The 18,881-nt window shown below is 68.2% G+C and carries 19 protein-coding genes and 2 pseudogenes; 8 read left to right on the plus strand and 13 right to left on the minus strand.

Annotation, left to right across the window (positions count from 1 at the left end; all coding sequences use genetic code 11):
- Positions 1–56 precede the first annotated feature (56 nt).
- From QA861_RS02025 to xynA, 8 genes and pseudogenes are all read right to left on the minus strand, one after another.
- On the minus strand, positions 57–3,257 hold the full coding sequence (locus QA861_RS02025) for a glycosyl hydrolase family 95 catalytic domain-containing protein (RefSeq protein ID WP_334586435.1): 3,201 nt from the start codon (positions 3,255–3,257) through the stop codon (positions 57–59).
- A 349-nt stretch (positions 3,258–3,606) separates the two neighbouring features.
- Positions 3,607–3,814 (minus strand): annotated as a pseudogene (locus QA861_RS02030) (2-phosphosulfolactate phosphatase); the annotation flags it as partial.
- A gap of 136 nt (positions 3,815–3,950) precedes the next feature.
- Positions 3,951–4,334, minus strand: coding sequence for a hypothetical protein (locus tag QA861_RS02035; protein WP_334586436.1), 384 nt, complete (start codon positions 4,332–4,334; stop codon positions 3,951–3,953).
- A 53-nt stretch (positions 4,335–4,387) separates the two neighbouring features.
- Entirely contained in the window at positions 4,388–5,305 is a 918-nt protein-coding gene (locus QA861_RS02040) for an aminoglycoside phosphotransferase family protein (RefSeq protein ID WP_334586437.1), read from the minus strand.
- Positions 5,306–5,492: 187 nt separating this feature from the next.
- The gene (locus QA861_RS02045) at positions 5,493–6,305 is read right to left on the minus strand and encodes a transthyretin-like family protein (RefSeq protein WP_334586438.1); all 813 of its coding nucleotides are present in this window, start codon (positions 6,303–6,305) and stop codon (positions 5,493–5,495) included.
- Positions 6,306–6,895: 590 nt separating this feature from the next.
- Positions 6,896–7,342: an ATP-binding protein gene (locus QA861_RS02050; protein ID WP_334586439.1), complete on the minus strand. Its 447-nt coding sequence runs from the start codon at positions 7,340–7,342 to the stop codon at positions 6,896–6,898.
- Positions 7,343–7,568: 226 nt separating this feature from the next.
- Positions 7,569–8,246, minus strand: coding sequence for a polysaccharide deacetylase family protein (locus tag QA861_RS02055; protein WP_334586440.1), 678 nt, complete (start codon positions 8,244–8,246; stop codon positions 7,569–7,571).
- A gap of 2 nt (positions 8,247–8,248) precedes the next feature.
- The gene (gene xynA / locus QA861_RS02060; RefSeq protein ID WP_334586441.1) at positions 8,249–8,938 is read right to left on the minus strand and encodes an endo-1,4-beta-xylanase XynA; all 690 of its coding nucleotides are present in this window, start codon (positions 8,936–8,938) and stop codon (positions 8,249–8,251) included.
- A 350-nt stretch (positions 8,939–9,288) separates the two neighbouring features.
- Here xynA and QA861_RS02065 point away from each other — a divergent pair, with 350 nt between their 5' ends.
- Together QA861_RS02065 and QA861_RS02070 are read left to right on the plus strand one after the other, a co-directional pair.
- Entirely contained in the window at positions 9,289–9,642 is a 354-nt protein-coding gene (locus QA861_RS02065; RefSeq protein ID WP_334586442.1) for a VOC family protein, read from the plus strand.
- Between the two features lie 498 nt (positions 9,643–10,140).
- Positions 10,141–10,911, plus strand: a complete 771-nt coding sequence (locus tag QA861_RS02070; protein ID WP_334586443.1) for a hypothetical protein — start codon at positions 10,141–10,143, stop codon at positions 10,909–10,911.
- Positions 10,912–11,039: 128 nt separating this feature from the next.
- Here the strand turns inward: QA861_RS02070 and QA861_RS02075 are convergent, their stop codons facing one another.
- Positions 11,040–11,216 (minus strand): CsbD family protein, encoded by a 177-nt coding sequence (locus QA861_RS02075; RefSeq protein WP_006383157.1) that lies wholly within the window; start codon positions 11,214–11,216, stop codon positions 11,040–11,042.
- Between the two features lie 153 nt (positions 11,217–11,369).
- Positions 11,370–11,540 (minus strand): hypothetical protein, encoded by a 171-nt coding sequence (locus tag QA861_RS02080; RefSeq protein WP_189149227.1) that lies wholly within the window; start codon positions 11,538–11,540, stop codon positions 11,370–11,372.
- A gap of 173 nt (positions 11,541–11,713) precedes the next feature.
- Here QA861_RS02080 and QA861_RS46960 point away from each other — a divergent pair.
- The 3 genes and pseudogenes from QA861_RS46960 (at position 11,714) to QA861_RS02095 (ending at position 13,656) form a co-directional block, all read left to right on the plus strand.
- Positions 11,714–12,518 (plus strand): annotated as a pseudogene (locus QA861_RS46960) (HEAT repeat domain-containing protein).
- Between the two features lie 199 nt (positions 12,519–12,717).
- Positions 12,718–13,092, plus strand: a complete 375-nt coding sequence (locus tag QA861_RS02090; RefSeq protein WP_334586445.1) for a roadblock/LC7 domain-containing protein — start codon at positions 12,718–12,720, stop codon at positions 13,090–13,092.
- A gap of 198 nt (positions 13,093–13,290) precedes the next feature.
- On the plus strand, positions 13,291–13,656 hold the full coding sequence (locus tag QA861_RS02095) for an ArsR/SmtB family transcription factor (RefSeq protein WP_334586446.1): 366 nt from the start codon (positions 13,291–13,293) through the stop codon (positions 13,654–13,656).
- 69 nt (positions 13,657–13,725) lie between these two features.
- Here the strand turns inward: QA861_RS02095 and QA861_RS02100 are convergent, their stop codons facing one another.
- The gene (locus QA861_RS02100; protein WP_334586447.1) at positions 13,726–15,360 is read right to left on the minus strand and encodes an alpha/beta hydrolase; all 1,635 of its coding nucleotides are present in this window, start codon (positions 15,358–15,360) and stop codon (positions 13,726–13,728) included.
- Between the two features lie 147 nt (positions 15,361–15,507).
- On the opposite strand from QA861_RS02100, the gene QA861_RS02105 reads away from it, so the two are divergent.
- Positions 15,508–16,143: a carboxymuconolactone decarboxylase family protein gene (locus QA861_RS02105; RefSeq protein WP_334586448.1), complete on the plus strand. Its 636-nt coding sequence runs from the start codon at positions 15,508–15,510 to the stop codon at positions 16,141–16,143.
- 58 nt (positions 16,144–16,201) lie between these two features.
- Here QA861_RS02105 and ppk2 read toward each other — a convergent pair whose 3' ends face one another.
- The gene (gene ppk2 / locus QA861_RS02110; protein ID WP_334586449.1) at positions 16,202–17,158 is read right to left on the minus strand and encodes a polyphosphate kinase 2; all 957 of its coding nucleotides are present in this window, start codon (positions 17,156–17,158) and stop codon (positions 16,202–16,204) included.
- A gap of 80 nt (positions 17,159–17,238) precedes the next feature.
- Positions 17,239–17,481: a DUF6411 family protein gene (locus tag QA861_RS02115; protein WP_334586450.1), complete on the minus strand. Its 243-nt coding sequence runs from the start codon at positions 17,479–17,481 to the stop codon at positions 17,239–17,241.
- Positions 17,482–17,685: 204 nt separating this feature from the next.
- On the opposite strand from QA861_RS02115, the gene QA861_RS02120 reads away from it, so the two are divergent.
- Together QA861_RS02120 and QA861_RS02125 are read left to right on the plus strand one after the other, a co-directional pair.
- Positions 17,686–18,243, plus strand: a complete 558-nt coding sequence (locus QA861_RS02120) for a hypothetical protein (protein WP_334586451.1) — start codon at positions 17,686–17,688, stop codon at positions 18,241–18,243.
- A gap of 64 nt (positions 18,244–18,307) precedes the next feature.
- On the plus strand, positions 18,308–18,850 hold the full coding sequence (locus QA861_RS02125) for a hypothetical protein (protein WP_334586452.1): 543 nt from the start codon (positions 18,308–18,310) through the stop codon (positions 18,848–18,850).
- Positions 18,851–18,881 lie beyond the last annotated feature (31 nt).

Genomic DNA, 18,881 nt, shown 5'->3' on the forward strand with positions numbered 1-18,881 from the left:
CGACGCACGATGTCACCCGCGCCGGCCGCGGCGTGTCCGCAGCCGGGGTACCGCCGTCACGGCTTGCTGGGCTTCACCTTCCTGTCGACGCCGTTCACCCGCACGGTGACGTCGCGTCGGCTTCGCGCCCGGTCGGCCACGACCCTGTAGGACGTGACCTCGCCGTCCCGCCACTCACAGCTGACCTCGTAGCCGCCACGGGCGCGGAGCCCCGTGAACGAACCCCTGGGCTTCCAGCCGTCCGGCAGAGCGGGCAGCAGGTGGAGGACGCCGTTGTGGCTCTGCAGGAGCATCTCCGCCACGGCGCCAGTGATGCCGAAGTTGCCGTCCATCTGGAAGGGCGGGTGGTTGCAGAACAGGTTGGGCAGCGTGTTGTAGGTCAACAGGCCGCGCAGCATGACCTGGGCGCGCTGCCCGTCACCGAGACGGGCGAAGAGGGCCGCCCGCCAGGGCCAGGTCCATGAGCGCCGGCTGTCACCGGAGACCGTCGCGGCCGTGAACGGGACGCCCTCCTTCTCACCGCACCGTGCTTTCAGCGAGACGAGGGCGGCGGCCGCCAGGTCGGGCGTGTTCGGGGTGATCTGACGGCCCGGATAGACCGCGAAGAGGTGCGAGGTGTGGCGGTGGATGTCGGTGGGGCTGTCGATGTCCTCCTGCCACTCCTGCAGCTGGCCCCACTTGCCGATCCTGTTCGGTGCGAGGCGCGCCTGCATGTCCGTGACCTTGGCCCAGTAGGCGGGGTCGGAGTCGAGCACCGCCTCGCAGTCGAGGTAGTTCTGGAACAGGTCCCAGATGATCTGCTGGTCGTACATGACCCCGTCCTCGCGCGGCCCGTGCTCGGGGGACCAACCGTTCGGCGCGACGAGGAGTCCGTCCTCGCGTTCCTTGAGATGGCCCTCCCAGAACTCGCAGATCTCCTTGATCATCGGATGGGCGACAGTACGGAGGTAGACCTTGTCCTGGGTGAACGCCCAGTGTTCGTAGAGGTGTTGCGCGTACCAGGCGCTCGCGGTGGTGTTCCACTCCCACGCGTTGCCGCCGAAGATGCTCTGGCTGGTGCGGGCGGTCCAGCCGCGCGAGTCCTCACCGAAGGCGTTGCGGGTGGCGACGCGGCTGGGCACGGCCACCTGCCTGATGAACCCGACGAGCGCCTCGTGGCACTCCGGCAGGTTCGTCGTCTCGGCGCCCCAGTAGTTCATCTGGATGTTGATGTTGGTGTGGTAGTCGGAGGCCCAGGCAGGCGCGTTGCTGTCGTTCCACAGTCCCTGGAGGTTGGCGGGCAGGCCGCTCGGGCGGGAGGAACTGATCAGCAGGTATCGGCCGTAGTCGAACATCGTCTGCTCAAGGGTCGGGTCCTGCCCGCCCGCCGCATAGCGCGCCAGCCGGGCCTGGGTCGGCAGGGCGACGACAGCCGCGTCGGAGGTGCCCCAGCGGACGGAGACCCGGTTCATGAGCGAGCGGGTCGCCGCGGTGTGTTCGGCGCGCAACTTGTCGTAGGACCGGGCGGCCGCCTTGGCGAGCGTTCTGCCGACGGCCGGCTCCGGATCGGCTCCGCGCCAGCCGGCCGCGGCGTCGAGCCGGTAGTCGGTGCGTGCGTCGAGCAGCAGTGTGAGGGTCCTACAGCCGCTGAACCGGAGTACCGACCCGTCAGTGCTGAAGTCGCCGTCGGTGTGCGCGACGCGGATGGTGCACGCGTGCTTGAGGCCGTTGCCCATGACCCCGCGGAAGGCGATTTGCCGAGCGCCGGCGTCGACCGTCGTCGGAGCCCCCTCCTGTCCGGACGTCAGGGAGATCGCTCCGGACAGGCCCTGGTCGCTGTCGGACGCGTACCGGAACACCATGACGTCCGCGGACCGGCTGGCGAAGGCCTCGCGCAGGACGCGGCGCCCCGGTGTGCCGAAGCGGGTGACATGGACGCCCTCGACGAAGTCCAGGGAGCGCTGGTAGTCGACGAAGGTGCGCTGCGTGCGCGTGTCGAACGCCCTTCCCTCCAGGGCGATTCCCGCGATCTGGAAGCCGGTGCACGACTCGCCGGGCGTGAACGTGAGGCGGTAGGTGCGGTACTCCGTGCTGTCGGTGATCCGGAAGGTCCGCGTCTCGCCGCGCCCGGCGAAGGGCGCGCCGGGGTTCTGCGTGTCGAGGGTCACCCAGGCCTGCCCGTCCTGCGACGCCTCCAGTACCCATCGCCGGGGGTCGTCCTGCGGACGGTCCGGGGCCGCCGTCAGCGCGTACGAGGTGACAGCCACCGCGCGCGGGAGGTCGGCCTGCCAGACGACCGTCGGCGCGGCGTCGTCGACCCGCCAGACCGTGGCCGGATCCCGGTCCACCGAGCACGAGATGTCCGTGGCCCGGGAGCCGGCCCCCGCACCCGATCCCACGGAGTGGCCGCTCGGCGACGACAGGTACGTGGAAGCGTCCCCGAGGTCGACGCCCGCCAGACTTATCTCGCTCACCTGGAAGTGGCTGACCCCGGGCTTGGGGACGAAGTCGAAGCGGTAGAAGCGGTAGGCACCGGCCTGGTCGCAGGTGAATTCCTTCGTCCGGAAACGGCTCTCGAAGGGGTCCGCCAGGGCGCGGCTGTCCAGCGTGGTCCAGGTGGTGCCGTCGGTGGAGCCTGCGAACGTCCACTCCTGCGGGTCGCGTTGCGGCACGTCGTTGGCGCTCGTCAGACGGTAGGACGCGACCTCGACGGGGTCGGGCAGTTCGACCTGCCATCGCACCGTCGAACCGGGCCCCTCGATGCACCACTTGGTGTTCGCGTCACCGTCGTGCGTCTTGTCGACGCCTTCCGACGGCGAGGTACGGTACGGACCGCCCGGGGCCGTCACCTTCGCGCGGGCGGTGAAGGTGACGAGGACATCGCCGAAGTTCCGGTAGGAGCCGAAGCCGGTCATGCCGGTGTCGAAGTCGCTGTCCGGCTTGCCCGCCAGGGCGTTGTCGTAGTTGTTGACCCCGCCCCACAGGCTCTGCTCGTTGAACTGGACGCGCTCCTGGTCCGGGCCGGCGAAGAGCATGGCGCCCAGCCGGCCGTTGCCGATCGGCAGGGCCTGCGACTGCCAGTCCACGGCGGGGACGGGATACTTCAGCGCCGTGCGCGACAGGGTGGGCCACTGGACGGACGCGGCCGTGGTGGAGTCGGCGGCGACGGCCTGGCCGGCGGAGAATCCGCCGGCCAGTTGTGTGACCAACGGAGTGACGGCGAAGGCCCCGCCAAGCTTGAGGACGCTTCGTCTCTGCGGTGGGGACGCATGGGTCACGGCGAGATCTCCTGGCCATTGGTTTCAGTCGGAGGGAGGAAATACAGCCCTCGTTGAATTTTTCGAGGGCATGTCATCTTTACGGGGTAATAGATGGGATGTCTAGAGGTGAGGTAGCTACGGACACGCCCATCACCTGCACGACCAACAAGCCATGCGAGCAAAAAGGCGCAATACATCGGATGTCAGTCGAGGCAACCGCCCATCGATCCCGACCCATTCACACATGGAACTCGGTGCGGTCGTTACCGTGTACGAGTTCAGGCACCACCCTCAAGAGCCGCCAACTCGGCTTCTCGGCGTTCGTCGGAGCCTTTGTCGTCCTCGATGCCCGTCAGACGGGATCCTCGCCGTCCTTGAGCGCCACCCAGTCCGGGTTACGAGCCTTGAGTGCCAGGGGCCTCGTCCAGCGACTCGGCGAGAACGATCTTCTGCGCGCCTTTGGCGAAGGCCCAGGCAGCCACGGTGTACGCGCGCATGACGTCGATCACGACAGCCACGGACGGGGTTTCGACCAGATCGGTGATGCCAGTGATGCCGAGGGAACGAGGGTCCATTCCGCACATGATCGCGCATGCCCTACCCGAGGCACCTGACAGGTGCCGCGCGTCATAGGGACGGTCTTCGGGGCACGCCACCTCCAGCGCGGTCAGCCGCTCTTCGTCGCCGCGTGCGCTCCGGGAGATCTTCCGGCTACGGGGCCGTCTCACGGAACAGAGCAAGGAGCGTTCGGGCCGGCGAAGCGTCCGCGTCGAAGAACTGCGTGGACAGCGCGGGCGGCACAGCCGTGCCGTGCATCTGGACTTCGTGGCACCTGAAGCAGAACGCCGCCTCGAACAACACCAGGTCGAGGCTGTCCTCGTAAGCCCGGATGCCCCAGCCCGGCGAGAAGCCGCAGCGGTGCTGTTGGCTGCCGGGCAGGGTTTCGATCAAGGTCAGGGCCTCGGCGGCCTCGTTCCCGACCCAGTGGGCGACGACCTCGCCGACGTACGGCGTGTCTGGCCTGATCGGGAGGCCGGACATCCTTACGACCTCGATCAGCACGGTGGCCGCGACGGCCCGGGTGGGGAGTTGCATGGTCGCAGTCTGCCCTCCGGGGAGAGCAGCGCCGACGGCAGGTCAGGAGCCCATCAGTGGGAGGCCGTCGCGAGGAGGCGTCGTAGCGTGGCGTGGGCGGGTGGGCCCCAGGTGGGCTTGCCGCCGGGGCGGCCTCGGACGCCGGCGTCCGCGATGAGGATGCCGCTGAGGGCGCGCAGCACCGCCCAGCCCCGTGCGCGTCGCAAGGTCGCAGCGTCCGGGGTCGGCTGGTAGGCCCCGTAGAAGCGGTCGGCGGCGCCGTCCGGCAGCAGTGTCCAAGGGGCGGCGAGGTCGCAGGCCGGATCACCCGCGCAGAGGTCTCCGAAGTCGATCACGCCGCTGAGAGTGCCGTCCGTGGTGAGCACGTTGGCCGGATGCAGGTCGCCGTGGAGCCACAGTGCCGGGCCTGTCCAGTGGGGCGCGGCGGCGGCGTCTTCCCAGACCGCGCGCACGGCGTCCGGGTCGGGGACAAGCCCCAGTTCGGTGACCGAGGCGAGTTGTCCGGCGAACGCCTCGGCGTGGTCGGTCAGCGGCCCTCCGCGGTCACGACCGGCGGGCGCCCCGGTGGGAGCGGGCCGGTGAAGGGCCGTCAGAAAGGCGGCCAGGGTGTCCGCCGCCTCCGGCGCGCGCGTGACGGGCGCGCGGTCGGCGGGCTCGCCCGGCACCCAGGTGGTGACGATCCAGGGCCGCGGAAACCGCTCGGAGGGCTCGCCGAGGCGCTGCGGAACGGGGATTCGCAGAGGAAGGTACGGGGCGAGGGCGGGCACCCAGGCGTATTCCTTGCGCAGCAACGTGTCCGCGGCCGGCGTCGCCCAGGGCAGCCGGACAGCGAGGTCGTCACCGAGCCGCCACAGCTGGTTGTCCCAGCCACGCGCACCGAGCCGCACAGGTCGATCGGCCAGGTCGGGATGCTGGTCGCGCAGCAGGTCATGGACCAGTTCCGCGGTGATCTCGATCTCGGTGTGGGTCATACCGAGAGACGGTAGTCGAGCGGCATTCTGCCTTTCGCCGTTCGTGACACCCGGCACCGGGCGGAGGCCAGCCGGGAATCCGTGCCGGAGAGCCACGCCGGACCGCCGGTCGCGCACAGCCCCAAGGGTCACCCTCCGCCGGTTCGAGAGTGACCCGCCTCGGGCCCGAGTCCCGCCATCTGCAGGGTTACCTGCGAGGGAGCGAGGTGTTGGTGATCGGGAGTTTCTGTACCGTGCCCGCCACGTAGAGGTCCGTCGGAGCCGTGCGCAGCTTGAACGTGTCGTCGTAGCCCCGGACGCGCACGGACATCACGAAGAAGCCGTCGTCCTCAGTGGTCGTCTGCACGCGGGACTCGTTCTCCCAGTAGGTCTGCAGGAAGACCTCTGTGCCCCCGCGCTCGATCCCCTTGGGGAGGGCGACCTTGCCCTGGATGGTGAGGATGTCGCCCTTCTTCACCTTCTTCTTGCTGACCTTGTACGTGACGGAGCTGGCCTTGGCCTTGGTCGTCACGGCGGTGCTCGCGAAGTAGCCGTCCTGCGGCGTGTTGGCGTTGCCGTCCTCGTCGTAGTAGGCGGTGATCTCCACCTTGCGCTGGGCGTTGAGCAGGCTGCCGCCGGTCACGTGGTCGATGTCGACGCGGGGGATGGTGAACTTGCCCTTGGCGTCGGTGACCGGCGTGCCCAGGTCGCGCGGCTCGTAGTAGTTGGGGTCGATCGGGTCGCCCCACGGATTCCAGGTGGTGAAGCGGACGACCTCCTGGATGGTGACGGGGATGTTGGGCGCCGGGGTGCCGTCGGCCTTGGTGACGGTACCGGTGACGTCGACGCGGCGGTGGGTGTAGTCGGTGCTGGTCGGGTTGGTGCTCACCTTCAGCACGTAGGCGCGGGCGGGAGCGTCGTCGGAGGGCTTCGCCGACGCGGTGGATGTGGACAGGGTGCCCGCGGCGAGCAGGAGCGCGGCGGTGACGCCAAGCCGCGTGGACAGGGACTGACTGGGCACAGTTCAACTCCGAGTTCGGTCGGGACTAGAGGAGTCGCGCCGGGCGGCACCGGTTCCGCCGCGGCGCAGTTGTGCGACACACCGGGTTCGACCGGCGGGGCGGGGCGGTAGTTGTACCTGTGCGGCCACTGTTACACGGCTGTGGCAGAGGCGGATTCCATCGAGTGCCGGGTGCACCTTGAAGGTCGGCTGCAATCCTGCCGTTTGCCCTCGGCAGGCTGGAGTCGGGGACGTCGGGGAAGCCTGTCGTGCCGCCGACGCCCATGAGGACGGCGTCACGGCGACGGAATGGAGCCGAGCCGGTGCCGTACACGCGTCGCACCGACGGCCGAGCGCGCCTCCGGGGCCCGGACTGCTCGACGTACGACGCAGAATTGCTCGCAGACACCGGGTGGGGTGCTCATACCCGCCTGATCAACGGCACTGCCTGCGTGCGCGGGACAACCGTCACGGAGGCTCGGAGGAAGTCAGCCAGGCCCGGATCGGCGAACGTCCGGGCGTCTCGCAGTCGCACGTCTCCCGGCCGCTGCCACCCGACCCCGCCCGCCGTACGCCACTGCGGCTGCCGAGGACAAGGGCGCGGATGCCGGCTACCCGGCGGGGCTGCGCAGGCGCAGGTGGGCGACGATCTGCTTGCCGGTGTCCAGGGCGATGGTGTGCAGTTGGTCGCACAGGCGGGTGACCAGTTGCAGACCGTGTCCGCCCACGCTGCGGACGTCGTATGCGCGCAGTTCGGGTGGGCGTGGGGAGTTGTCGCGCACGGTGATGCGCAGCAGGGCGGCGTCGGGTGTCACCTCCAGGGCCAGGCCGCCCGGACCTGGGGCGTGGCGGAGCGCGTTGGTGACCAGCTCACTGACGACCAGCTGGGCGTCCTGGCTGGGCCGGTGGTCAGGGGGGTGGCCGGCATCGGCCAGCAGCGCGCGCACGGCCGCTCGGGCGTCGGCGACCGATGCGTCTGTCGTGTCCCAGGCGGCGCTGTATCGCAGGGCTGCGGGTTCCCGTTCATCCGATGCCCGGTTTTTAATCGGGGTGACCATAGAACTCTTCCCGTGGATCGTTTCTTCTTCGTCTCAGCTTGTTGTTCGTTTTTCGTCGCGTGATTTCGCCTACCCACTGTCGTCTCGTTCATGGGAAGCGAGTGCGGGACCTGGGGGACTGGCCGAATGGATATCCGCCGGCTCGCGGTGGCGCGGCGGCTGGGGGCCGCCGCGCCACCTGTGCGGAATTGCTGGCACACCTCCGTGGTCGGATCGGAGGAGTCGGCTAGGGAGCCACGGCTCGTCCGGTCGCCGGGGAGATCTTTCCCGCGCACAGGCCGCGGCCGGTCAAGCCCTGCGCGATGCGTGGAACCGCAGCGAGCGTGTTGGCAACCCAGTCGTGCATGAGGATGACCTGCCCGTTGGTGAGGCGGCCGGCGGCCTGCACGATCGCGTCGGTACTGGCACCGTTCCAGTCCTGTGAGTCGACGTCCCAGATGATCTGGGTCAGCCCGTACTTGGCCGCGACCGCCTTCACCGTCGCGTTGGTCTCGCCGTACGGCGGACGGAAGAGCACCGGATTGCCGCCACCCGCGTTGGCGACGGCCTGCTGGGTCCGGGAGATCTCCGAGTCGACCTGTGACTGTGCGAGCTGGGTCAGATGCGGGTGGGTGTAGCTGTGGTTGCCCACCCACATACCGGCGTTCACCTGGGCGCGGACCAGGGCCGGGTTGGCGGCGGCGTACTGACCCTCGTTGAACATGGTGGCCCGCAGCCCGTTCCGCTTGAGGGCGTTCAGCAGGGCCGTCGTGTTGGTGGACGGGCCGTCGTCGAAGGTGAGCCCGACATACCCGTTGCAGGCGGCGGCCTGCGCCGGCGCGGCTGCGTGACCGGTGAGGGCGGTTGCGGCGGCCAGAGCGGCGGCGACCAGCAATGCGAGACGCTCTGCTTTCACGAGGGTCATGACTAGCCCACCGTGATGTTGGAGTTGCCGCTGCTCCGGTAACCCTCGGTGGCGAGGATCATGTAGTAGTTGAAGCTACCCATGGGCATCCCGGCGCGTGCCCAGGCGTCGAAGTGGTTGCCCGTGGTGATGGTGCCGCCGGTCCGCTTCGACTGTCGGACGCTCCAGTACTGGTTGAAGGTGCGGTTGCCTTCCACGGACGGCGCGTTGTATCGGGTGGTCTGGTAGATGTCGTACGTACCGCCGTCGCTGGTGACGGTGCCCTTGTACGTTCCGGTGGGCCGGTAGGTGCCCCAGTTGTCGACGATGTAGTACTCGACCAGCGGGTTGGACGTCCAGCCGTACAGCGCCAGGTAGGCGTTCCCGGACGGGTTGAAGCTGCCCGAGTACCTGACGGTCCTGCGGGAGCCGTTGCTCCAGCCCTTGCCGGCCACGAAGTTCCCGGTGTTGCTCCATGAGGTGCTGTAGTTGCCGCCGGAGTTCAGGGTCATGGAGACGGTGCCCGGTGAGTCGGTCCAGAAGGAGTAGTAGTAGCCGTTGTTGGTGCCGGTCTGGTTGGTGGTGACGACCGTGGCGGCCTGAGCGGTGGTCGGCAGGGTCAGTGCGGCCACGGCGACCAGCAACATGGTGCAGAAGCCACTGATGAGCAGCCTGAGCCGGGATGCGGATGCGGGTGCGGATGCGTCTTTCATGTGCGTGTTTCCTCCTCGTCCTCGGGGGACCGATGGGGGCTGCGGAACACGCGACAGTGTTGGCCTGGCCACGTCAACTGTCAATAGTTCGGTGATTCCTTCGAAACATTCGAAGTGAGTGATGGTTAATTGGATTTGTTATTCTTGCAGTTCAGCGAAACATTCACTTCCGTCAACAGCGGTGACGGTCAGCCGTGTCGACACATCTCCAGAAGCCCGGGTAAATGCTCCAGGCCCATTTTCTCGAATGTTTCGAAGCTTTCGCCGAATTGCGCGTTGGGGCCGGGGGCTGCGAACGGCGATGGTGTGGTGTCGGCCCGGCTCGGTCGCCGGCCTGACAGGATGACGGCATGGAACGTGTGCTGGGAATCGGCGGTTACTTCATGCGGGCGGCGGACCCGGCGGCCCTGAGCTCGTGGTATCGCGACTGCCTGGGCGTGGACACCGACGAGAACGGCCTGTGGCATCAGCAGGCCGGCCCGACGGTGCTGGCGACATTCGAGTCCGACACCGACTACTTCGGGTCCCTCACCCAGCAGACCATGCTCAACTTCCGGGTCCGCGACCTGGCCGCGATGCTCGCTCAACTGCGCGCCAAGGGAGCTGACGTGGCCGAGGAAACTCAGGACATGGAGGGTGTGGGTCGATTCGGCTGGGTCACTGACCCCGAGGGCAATCGGGTCGAGCTGTGGCAGTCCCTCTGAGTGTCGTCGCGCAGTCACTGACCTGCCTGCCGGTCCTTACGAGTTGGGCCGCGGAACCCGTGCGAGATGTGTAACCCAATAGTCAGTCACGCCGCGGCGAGTGACCCCCAGGGCCCCGGGGAGAGTCACGTTCGCCCGTTTGGTCACGGGATGCAGCGGAGGGTCAGGACGGCCTTGAGTTGACCGTGCGCGCGTCGGGCGCTGGCAGTGTTGGCCCAACCGACGCAGTGGAAAGTGGCGCGTGCCGGGTCTCGCAGGACGGTCATGACGGCGGGGGTGCGGTGACTCTGAACCTGGCTGGCGTCCTCGGCCGTCGGGATCGATCACGGGCCGGTCGCGGTGCGGCTGTGCGCTCCAGGAGGAAGGGTAATCCTGACGGGAAAAAGGGCAGACTCATGTCAACGCTTCGTAAAACACGATGAGTTGAAGAGCCCTATGCGATGATGCCTTCTCCGCCTGTCGCTGCGGAGATGTCGACACGTCGCAAACGGAGTTTCCATGCAGAAGGTCATTGACTACATCGAAGAACATCGGAAAAAGTACGAGAACCATGCATTCTTCACTCGCCTGCTCACCGACGAGTCGCTCCCCGGAGAAAGGCGTCTGGCGTGGGGGCCCAGCGTGGTTCCCTTCATCATGGGCTATTCCGACCTGAACAAGTACGTCTTCCGCAAAGACGAAGGCAATGCCCGGCCCGATCAGCTGCAGGCCCTTCTGAACGCGCACACGTACGAGGAGGACTTCCACTGGCAGTGGATGCTGACCGACCTGGAGAAGCTGGGGGCCGACAGCAGCATGCCTCTGTCGGACGCCACGCGGGTCCTATGGAGCGCGGACTTCAGCCACTCTCGACGTCTCTGTCTGGAACTGGCCGCGCTCGCCGCGGGCGCCCCCACGTACGCCGTTTTCGCGATGGTCGAGTCCATCGAGGCTGTCTCCATCACGATCTTCACCCACTGCCGGGGAATATCCCTGCGGGACGGTCGCGAATGTGAGTTTTTCGGCACCAAGCACTACATGGCGGAGGCGTCGCACAGCATAAAGTCGCCCGAGGTAGAAGAGAAAAGCCTGCCGTCCCTCGACGACGCACAGCGCGAGGAAGCCAAGCGGGTTGTGGACCGCACGTTCTCGCTCTTCGACAACTGGTCCGGCTCGCTCCTGCGGTTCGCTCTGGAAAGCGGGGACCACGAGCGCACGTACGAGAGGGTGATCCAGGAGAGCAAGGACCTGCTGCCGGAAGCCGAGGCGGTGGCCGCTGCCGCCTTCTAGTCTCGATCGTTACAGGTCAACTGCAGGGCCCCGGGCCCGGTCCTCAGCGAGGCTCACACAGCGCGGATCCCGGCAGCCCGAGAAAAACGGCTGCCGGGATCAGTGAACGTGCGTCAGTCGACGTGCGCCTACTTGGGCTTGCCCGCGTCCTTGGCCTTCTCCTTGGCCGCACGCAGGTCCCCCTTGGTCTCCTCGGCCTGTCCCTTCGCCTTCAGGGACTCGTTGCCCACCGCGCCGCCGACCACCTTCTTGACCTTGCCCTTGGCCTGCTCGCCCTTTGCCTGAGCCTTCTCGTCCGCAGCCACAGTCACTCACTCCTGTCTCGCTCGAAAGAACCTTCCTCCCCCGTGTCGCCTCAGATTCCCCTCTCAAACACGGCGGTTGGTACCGCTGGTGGGCACAGGGGTGGGGTGAGGCGCCCTCGCGGCCCCACCCCACCCCGGCTTCGATCTGCCCTGTCAGCGTCTACGTCCGGACCAGCCGCTTCCGATCCCCGCGACGTGCAGGGCCAGCAGCATCAGGCCGAGGAGCATGACGTTCGTGGACGAGAAGACGTCGTTCGTCGAGATCTCGGCGGCGTTGATCAGAAACGCGATGAAGAACAGTACTGCCGCGGCTATACCAAGCATGGAGCGGCTCCTCTCGAAGGGTGAGACCCGTGTGCCCCCGTATCCCCCTGATAGGCCTCTGACTGTCAGAGGTGACCCGCGACTGCCCACACCCTGACGCCCCCGGCGTCGCCGTCGGCCCCGGCATCGCGCTCAGCCGGCGCCATGGAGTCGATCACCTAACATCCCAAGTCATGGCGATGTTCGTGCACTTGACCTCGGCGGCGAACGCTGCGCGCATCCGACGGTCCGGAATCCGGGCGGCCGGCCACGGACAGGGCGGTGCACGCGGGGTCTACTGCTTCCCGGTGCTGCCGTCGTACACCCTCACCCACCAGTGGCTGCGCGAGCTGGCCCGTTTCGGCAGCCGGGGTGGGCTCGTCGCCGTACACGTGCGACTGAACGACGACCAGCACGTGCTGGTCGGACGCTACACCCGACCGGGCGCGGGGCACCCGGGCCACCGTTTACGCGTCGGAGGCGGTGCGTCGGATCGCGGCACTGGAGGATCCGCGCGGCTGGGAGGTGTTCGTACCCCGGGCGGTCCGGCCACGTGAAGTGCACCGGGTCCGCACCGCGCCGCAGGTCGCGGGCTGGCGGTATCTGCCGGACGCGCACGGTACGCGCCCCTGCACCTGTTTCGGGTGCCGGGTGCGCGGCGGTTACGGGGCGCGGCGCCTGCGCGAGCGGTTGCCGCATCCGCTGGACGGTCCGCCGCCACCCGCCAGGGTGTTGCTCGCCCGGGTCGCGGCAGCCGGGAACCCCGGGGACCCGGCCGCGCTACGGGAGGCCCTGCACTGGTTCGGAACGCGTCGGCGGGGCCCGCTGGCCCAGTTGGGCCGCCTCGCCGCCCACCCCGACCCCGGAGTGCGGGAGGAACTGGTCTGGGCGGTCGCCCACTGGTCCACCCCTGGGGTCACCGACGTCCTCGACGGCCTCGCCGACGACCCGGACCCGGACGTCCGCGAGGCTGTGGAGGCGGTCCGCGACTCCCGGTGAACGGCGGGCCGCCAGGTGTCCGTACCGGTGGTCAATCGGCGGGCACGAGCGGTCATATACGTAGCATCATCCGACTTTTCTGAGGGTCTCTCGGCCAGTACAGAAATCGCCAGGTCACCGGCCGGACGCCCTCCATAGGGTCCGTGCATTGGCGAGGAGGCGACGCCCGCGCCTCGCAGGACACGGAGGAGACGCCGGTATGAGCAATGTGGAGATTTGCCTCAAGGAGATCATGACCTCGATCGAGGGCTCGTTGGGGACCGCGCTGGTCGACTACACCAGCGGTATGGCGCTCGGCACGCTGGGGGGCGGCAAGGACCTCGACCTGACGGTTGCGGCGGCGGGCAACACGGACGTGATCCGCGCCAAGACCCGCACCATGGAACACCTCGGTCTCAAGGGCGAGATCGAGGACATCCTGATCACACTCGGCAGCCAGTACCACATCCTGCGGCCGCTCAAGGGCCGTGGCGGCAACGGTCTGTTCCTCTACCTCGTGCTCGACGCGAAGAAGTCGAACCTCGCGATGGCCCGCCACCAGCTGAAGAGCGTCGAAGCCCAACTGGACGTGTAGCAAGCCGCGTTCTCCGTAGCCTCGCACGCCCACGACTTGAAGATTTCTTCAACTGGGCACATCGGGATCAGCTCAATCCGATGGGCGTACGGGGCCGGATGCACGAGAATCGGTCCGCAGGACCGCCCGTGGTGGCACCTACCGGGCCACCGGGCCGGATGCGGCCCGTCGAATGCGGCAGGGAGCGAGCGATTCACCATGCAGGTGCCCCTCTACCAGGCCAAGGCCGAGTTCTTCCGGATGCTCGGCCACCCGGTACGCATCCGGGTCCTGGAACTGCTTCAGAACGGCCCCGTACCCGTACGTGACCTGCTCAGCGAGATCGAGATCGAGCCGTCCAACCTCTCCCAGCAACTGGCCGTACTGCGCCGCTCGGGAATCGTGGTGTCCATCCGGGAGGGCTCCACCGTCAGTTACGCCCTGGCCGGCGGCGACGTGGCCGAACTCCTGCGCGCGGCCCGTCGGATCCTGACCGAACTGATCACCGGCCAGAGCGAGTTGCTCGCCGAACTCCAGCAGGCGGACCCTCAGCCGGCCCTCGCCCCGGGCGGCCGGCACTCCTGACTCCCGGGTCGGCGACGCCCGAGGCGCCGGTCGTGGCAGACCGGCGCCTCGGGGTCGGAACGGGGAACGTCAGCTCACGGAGCCGATGCGCTCGACGCGCTCGTTGACGCCGTTACGGAGTTCGCTGAGCGTCGTACCGGGCGGGGCCGTCGTCGGTGTGGACGACGGCGGCTGCGTCTCGTCCGCGCAGGTCTTGCCGGCGGCCGGGACCTTTCGGTTCACCAGGTAGTCGATGACCGCGTCCGTCGCACAGGCACTGCGGCCGAACGCGGTGTGGCCCTCGGCCTGGAAGGTGAGGAGCGAGGCGTTGTCGAGCTGCCGGGACAGGGCCACCGCGTCCTGGTACGGGGTGTCCGGGTCGCCGGTGGTGCCGAGGACGAGGATCGGCGCCGAGCCCTTCGCCCGGTAGGAGCCGTCGTAGCGGCTGACGTGCTCACCGGTCCACTGGACGCAGGCGGTGGCGTGCTGGTGGTCGTACGTGGGAGGGCCGTACGCCATCGCCGGGCCGAGCAGCGGCGCGGCCTTCGCGAAGGCGGTGACCTTGCGCTTCAGGAGACGCAGGTCACGCGGATAGTCCCGGTCGACGCACTCGACCGCGACGTTCGGGCCCAGGAAGTCGAAGCTGGCCGGGGACGGCGGACGCAGCAGGAAGGACGTGTTGTCCCGCAGCTGGGCCTTGCGAAGGGCCGCGCCGAACTCGGGCCAGATGACCTTGCCCTCGTTGATGTTGAACATCAGCCGGTAGACCAGGGTGTAGCCGTTGGCCTGGCCGCCGTTGGCGGTCGGCACGGGGTTGGCGTCCAGGTCGGCCTTCAGCTTCTCGAACGCCGCGCGCGGATCGCCGTCGCCGAACCCGCAGGTGGCCCGGTCCGCGGCGCACCAGTCGAGGAAGCGGCCCATCGCGCCGTCCAGCGCCAGATACTGCGGCCGGTCGTAGGCGTACGGACGGTTGGCGTAGTGGACGGGGTCATACGCGCCGTCGAGCGCCAGGGCCCGTACCCGCTTGGGGAACATGGCGGCGTAGACGGTTCCGATGTACGACCCGAACGACCGTCCGTAGTAAGTGAGTTGCTTCTCTCCCAGCGCCTCCCGCAGCAGGTCGATGTCCCGGGCGACGTATTCGGTGCCGATGTAGGGCAGCAGCTCGCCCGTGTTGTCCACACAGGCCTGGTCGAATTCGGCGGCCTGGCGCAGCGCCGGCTCGTAGGCGTCCGGGCCGGGCACGCCCTTCGCCTCCGTGACGGCTCGCGTGTACCTCGCGTCGTCGAAGCAGGTCAGCGGTGAACTGCGGCCGACACCGCGGACGTCGTAGCCGAAGACGTCGAACGAGTCCCGCAGGGCGGCCGGCAGATCCGCGTAGTTGTTGCGTACGAAGTCGACGCCGGAGTTGCCGGGCCCTCCGGGCTGCAGGAACAGCGTGCCCTTGCGCTTCGTCTGGTCCGCGGCCTTCTTCCGGACCACCGCGAGGGTGATGGTCTTGCCGTGCGGCTCGCGGTAGTCGAGCGGAACGTCGGCGTTCGCACACTCGAAGCCGCCCTGGCAGTCGGTCCAGGCGAGCGACGGCACGGCCGGCTTCTCCGGCGTCTTCGAGGATGCCGCGACCTGGGTGGCCGTCCCCGTCACGGCGGTCATGAGGGCTGTCAGTGCGACTCCGACGGCTGTGATCCGTCCGAAGCGTCTTGGTTTGCTACGTGGAGCGGTCATTTCTTCCTTCCCCCTGGGTCAAGGTGTAGCCAAGCGCTCACTGTGCACAGTGAGTTCGGCTATCTGAACAGAGGGAAATGAAGCGAGAACGGTGCCACGCCGACCGAGAAACTTCGCTTGCTCCCGTTCCCGCCCCTGGAGGCACACATGGCAACAGACGAGACACAGCCCCGGATCGAACCGCTGCCCGTCGAGAAGTGGGCCCCCGAGGTCCGCGCCGTCTGGACGGCGGACAGCCTCAAAGGCAATGAGGACCGACTGCCCGCTCATCTGACGCAACTGCCGGACACGCTCGACCTCACGCGGATTCTCGCCCACCATCCCGAACTGGCGGTCGCCCTCTATCCGCTGTCCACCCTGGTCAACGCCGGTCTGCTGGCACCTCGGGACCGCGAACTGGTGACACTGCGCGTCGCCTTGCGCGGCGGATCCGGTTATCTGTGGTCCCACCACTACGAGACCGCGCAGGCCGTCGGTGTCACGGAGGCGGAGGTGCTCCGCACCGCCGACGACCCGTCGACCGCCGCCTGGAGCCCGCACGAGGCCGCGCTGATCACCGCCGCCGACGAGATCTGCGATGCCTCCGTCATCGGCCCCGCCACCTGGAAGGAGCTGCGCCGCACATACGACGAGGCGCGGATTCTGCAACTGCTGGCGCTCGTCGGCACCTACCGGTTTCTGGCCAGCGTGCTCAACACCGCGGGAGCCACCCTGGACGAGTGGCGTCCCGAACGGCCCCTGCCGTCCGTGACCGTCCCAGCGGGACCGCGCCCGGCGCGGTGAGCACGGCGGTCAGCGGGATCGCGGCCGATACGCCGTTCCGTTCGATGCCGCCACTGCGTCAGGTGGAACCGGGGTGGCTGCCGGGCCCGCTGGTGCGGTGGGACAGCGGCGTGGGCGAGAGGGTGGTGTCCTCCTCGCCGGGCTCCAGGAGGGTGTTGGCGGCGCCGACGATGAGGGGGTCGGGGGTGCCGACCGCCTCAGGGTCCTTGCTGGTGTAGTCGACGCGCGACAGCAGACTGCGCATGGCCTCCAGCCGGGCACGACGTTTGTCGTTGCTCTTGACGACGGTCCAGGTGGCGCGTTCGGTGTCGGTGGCTCGGAACATGTCGACCTTGGCCTCGGTGTAGTCGTCCCACCGGTCCAGCGAGGCCAGGTCGGTGGGCGACAGTTTCCACTGGCGCACGGGGTCGACCTGCCGGATGGCGAAACGGGTGCGCTGCTCGGCACGGGACACGGAGAACCAGAACTTGACGAGCAGAATGCCGTCGTCGACGAGCATCCGCTCGAAGGCCGGGCACTGCTGAAGGAACAGTTCGTACTCATCCTTCGAGCAGTAACCCATCACGCGCTCCACGCCGGCCCGGTTGTACCAGGAGCGGTCGAAGAAGACGATCTCTCCCGCCGTCGGCAGATGCGGGATGTACCGCTGGAAGTACCACTGGCCGGCTTCCCGCTCGGTGGGCCTGTCCAGGGCCACCACTCGCGCGCCGCGCGGATTGAGCCGCTCGGTCAGACGCTGGATCGTGCCGCCCTTGCCCGCCGCGTCGCGCCCCTCGCACACCACGACCACGCGTGCGCCGGTGTCCTTGACCCACCGCTGGAGTTTGAGCAGCTCGATCTGCAGGACGCGCTTGATCCGCTCGTACTCCTTGCGGCTGACCTTGTGGTCGTAGGGGTGGTTCTCCCGCCAGGTCTTGAGCGGTCGCCCGGTCCCGTCCAGCAGGATCGGTCGCTCCTGCCTGCTGGTGTCGACGGTCAGTCCGTCCAGCAGCCTGTCGGCCCGGTCAGCCGTCATCCCATCACTCCCGCGTAAGCCTGTGCCTGTGTACTGAGTTCCGGGGTGCGTGCTCCCTGCCCGGCGTGGCCTCGCCGAGGTCAGAACGGCATACGGCCACGGGTACGACGGCCGGCCGAACCACTACGGCCCACGGCGCGCGAACTCGTGTGGAACGGCTTGCTGAAAATCCTGCCCAGAACGCCGGGCGCCTTGCTGCCGGCCCGCGCACCGGCGCCGAGCGAACGCTGCGTGCCGCGTTCGGGGCGGCGGGACAGGCGCGGAACGAAGAAGGCCAGCACGGCCAGCACCACACACAGTCCGATGACTCCGGCAATGATCACGAGTCGTCTCCCTCTTGTCCCTCTAGCTCGATCGGTCGGGAGAACCCAAGTGCCCCGTCATGTCACCTCTATGTGTCCGGCGCGGTCAGTGCGCCTGACTGCGGCAATTCGTTCCCATTTTGTCCCTGTATATCCGTTTCAACGGCAAAACGGAGGAAACTCCAATAAACATAGAGATACAGAGCACGCATGAGGAGGCTACCGATGTCAACAGGCACGCTCCTGGCGATCATCATTCCCATCGTCGTGGTGATCGCCCTGGCGGCCGTGGCGGCCTGGCTGCTCATGCGCCGCCAGACGCTGCGCGAGCGCTTCGGCCCGGAGTACGGACGAACGGTGGAGGACGCCGACAGTCGCCTGGCCGGGGAGCGTGAGCTCAGGGCCCGTGAGAAGCGGTACGACTCTCTGGACATCAAGCCGCTGGACAGCAGAGTCAGGGATCGGTACACCCAGGACTGGACCGGCGTGCAGGACGAGTTCGTGGACCGTCCGGAGGACGCCGTTCATGACGCGGACCGCCTGGTGACTTCCTTGATGCACGAGCGCGGCTACCCGACCGAGGACTTCGAGCAGCAGCTCAAGGACCTGTCCGTCGAGCACGGCCGCACGCTCGAGCACTACCAGGCCGCCCACGACGTCAATGTGCTGAGCACCCGCCACGAGGCGACCACCGAACAGTTGCGGGGCGCCATGGTGCACTACCGGACCCTGTTCGACGAGCTGCTCTCCGACGGGGGCGAACCCCGCCACGCCCGGGCCTGAACGGCTCGGTGACCAGCCTGTCGCCCCGGTCAGGGAGTCCCTGGCGTCCGGGAACGGAGAAGACATGCAACGCGAAGACCTGCCGGGCGACGCCGCCCCGAGCGGCCTGTCCACCGACGACCTCGCCCACCCTCGCGACACGTACACCGAGGATGAGGCAGCAGACACGTCGGCCGAAGTACCGACCTTCCCCGGCGAGAGCACGACCACGCCGAGCGACCGCGCCGAGGACGAGCCCGAGGCGGCCGACCCCGGCACTCAGGACGAGGTGACGGAAACCGATTCGGGTGCCCCGCGGCGCCAGGCCGGGGACCCGGGCGCCCGCGCCGAGGACGAGGCACCCCAGCTCCTCACCCCGGAGGACGAGGAAGCGTTCCGCACACGCTGGCAGGAGGTGCAGAACGAGTTCGTGGACGACCCGCGCGACGCCGTGCACACCGCCGACGCCCTCGTCGCCGAGGTGATGCAGAAACTGGCCGCCACGTTCGCCGACCACAAACAGGAACTGGAAGGACAGTGGAACCGGGGCGAACAGGCGAACACCGAGGACCTGCGGCTGGCCCTGCGCCACTACCGTTCGTTCTTCAACCGCCTGCTGGTCACCTGATACGACGCGTCGACAGAAGGCCCCCTTTCCT

It is taken from the genome of Streptomyces sp. B21-083 (assembly GCF_036898825.1).
Lineage (GTDB): Bacteria > Actinomycetota > Actinomycetes > Streptomycetales > Streptomycetaceae > Streptomyces.

Coding starts and splice junctions, on each gene's coding strand:
- QA861_RS02035 (WP_334586436.1), bottom strand. CDS start 4,334: ATGCAACTCCCCACCCGGGCCGTCGCGGCCACCGTGCTGATCGAGGTC.
- QA861_RS02040 (WP_334586437.1), bottom strand. CDS start 5,305: ATGACCCACACCGAGATCGAGATCACCGCGGAACTGGTCCATGACCTG.
- QA861_RS02050 (WP_334586439.1), bottom strand. CDS start 7,342: ATGGTCACCCCGATTAAAAACCGGGCATCGGATGAACGGGAACCCGCA.
- QA861_RS02055 (WP_334586440.1), bottom strand. CDS start 8,246: ATGACCCTCGTGAAAGCAGAGCGTCTCGCATTGCTGGTCGCCGCCGCT.
- xynA (WP_334586441.1), bottom strand. CDS start 8,938: ATGAAAGACGCATCCGCACCCGCATCCGCATCCCGGCTCAGGCTGCTC.
- QA861_RS02065 (WP_334586442.1), top strand. CDS start 9,289: ATGGAACGTGTGCTGGGAATCGGCGGTTACTTCATGCGGGCGGCGGAC.
- QA861_RS02070 (WP_334586443.1), top strand. CDS start 10,141: ATGCAGAAGGTCATTGACTACATCGAAGAACATCGGAAAAAGTACGAG.
- QA861_RS02080 (WP_189149227.1), bottom strand. CDS start 11,540: ATGCTTGGTATAGCCGCGGCAGTACTGTTCTTCATCGCGTTTCTGATC.
- QA861_RS02090 (WP_334586445.1), top strand. CDS start 12,718: ATGAGCAATGTGGAGATTTGCCTCAAGGAGATCATGACCTCGATCGAG.
- QA861_RS02095 (WP_334586446.1), top strand. CDS start 13,291: ATGCAGGTGCCCCTCTACCAGGCCAAGGCCGAGTTCTTCCGGATGCTC.
- QA861_RS02100 (WP_334586447.1), bottom strand. CDS start 15,360: ATGACCGCTCCACGTAGCAAACCAAGACGCTTCGGACGGATCACAGCC.
- QA861_RS02105 (WP_334586448.1), top strand. CDS start 15,508: ATGGCAACAGACGAGACACAGCCCCGGATCGAACCGCTGCCCGTCGAG.
- ppk2 (WP_334586449.1), bottom strand. CDS start 17,158: ATGACGGCTGACCGGGCCGACAGGCTGCTGGACGGACTGACCGTCGAC.
- QA861_RS02120 (WP_334586451.1), top strand. CDS start 17,686: ATGTCAACAGGCACGCTCCTGGCGATCATCATTCCCATCGTCGTGGTG.
- QA861_RS02125 (WP_334586452.1), top strand. CDS start 18,308: ATGCAACGCGAAGACCTGCCGGGCGACGCCGCCCCGAGCGGCCTGTCC.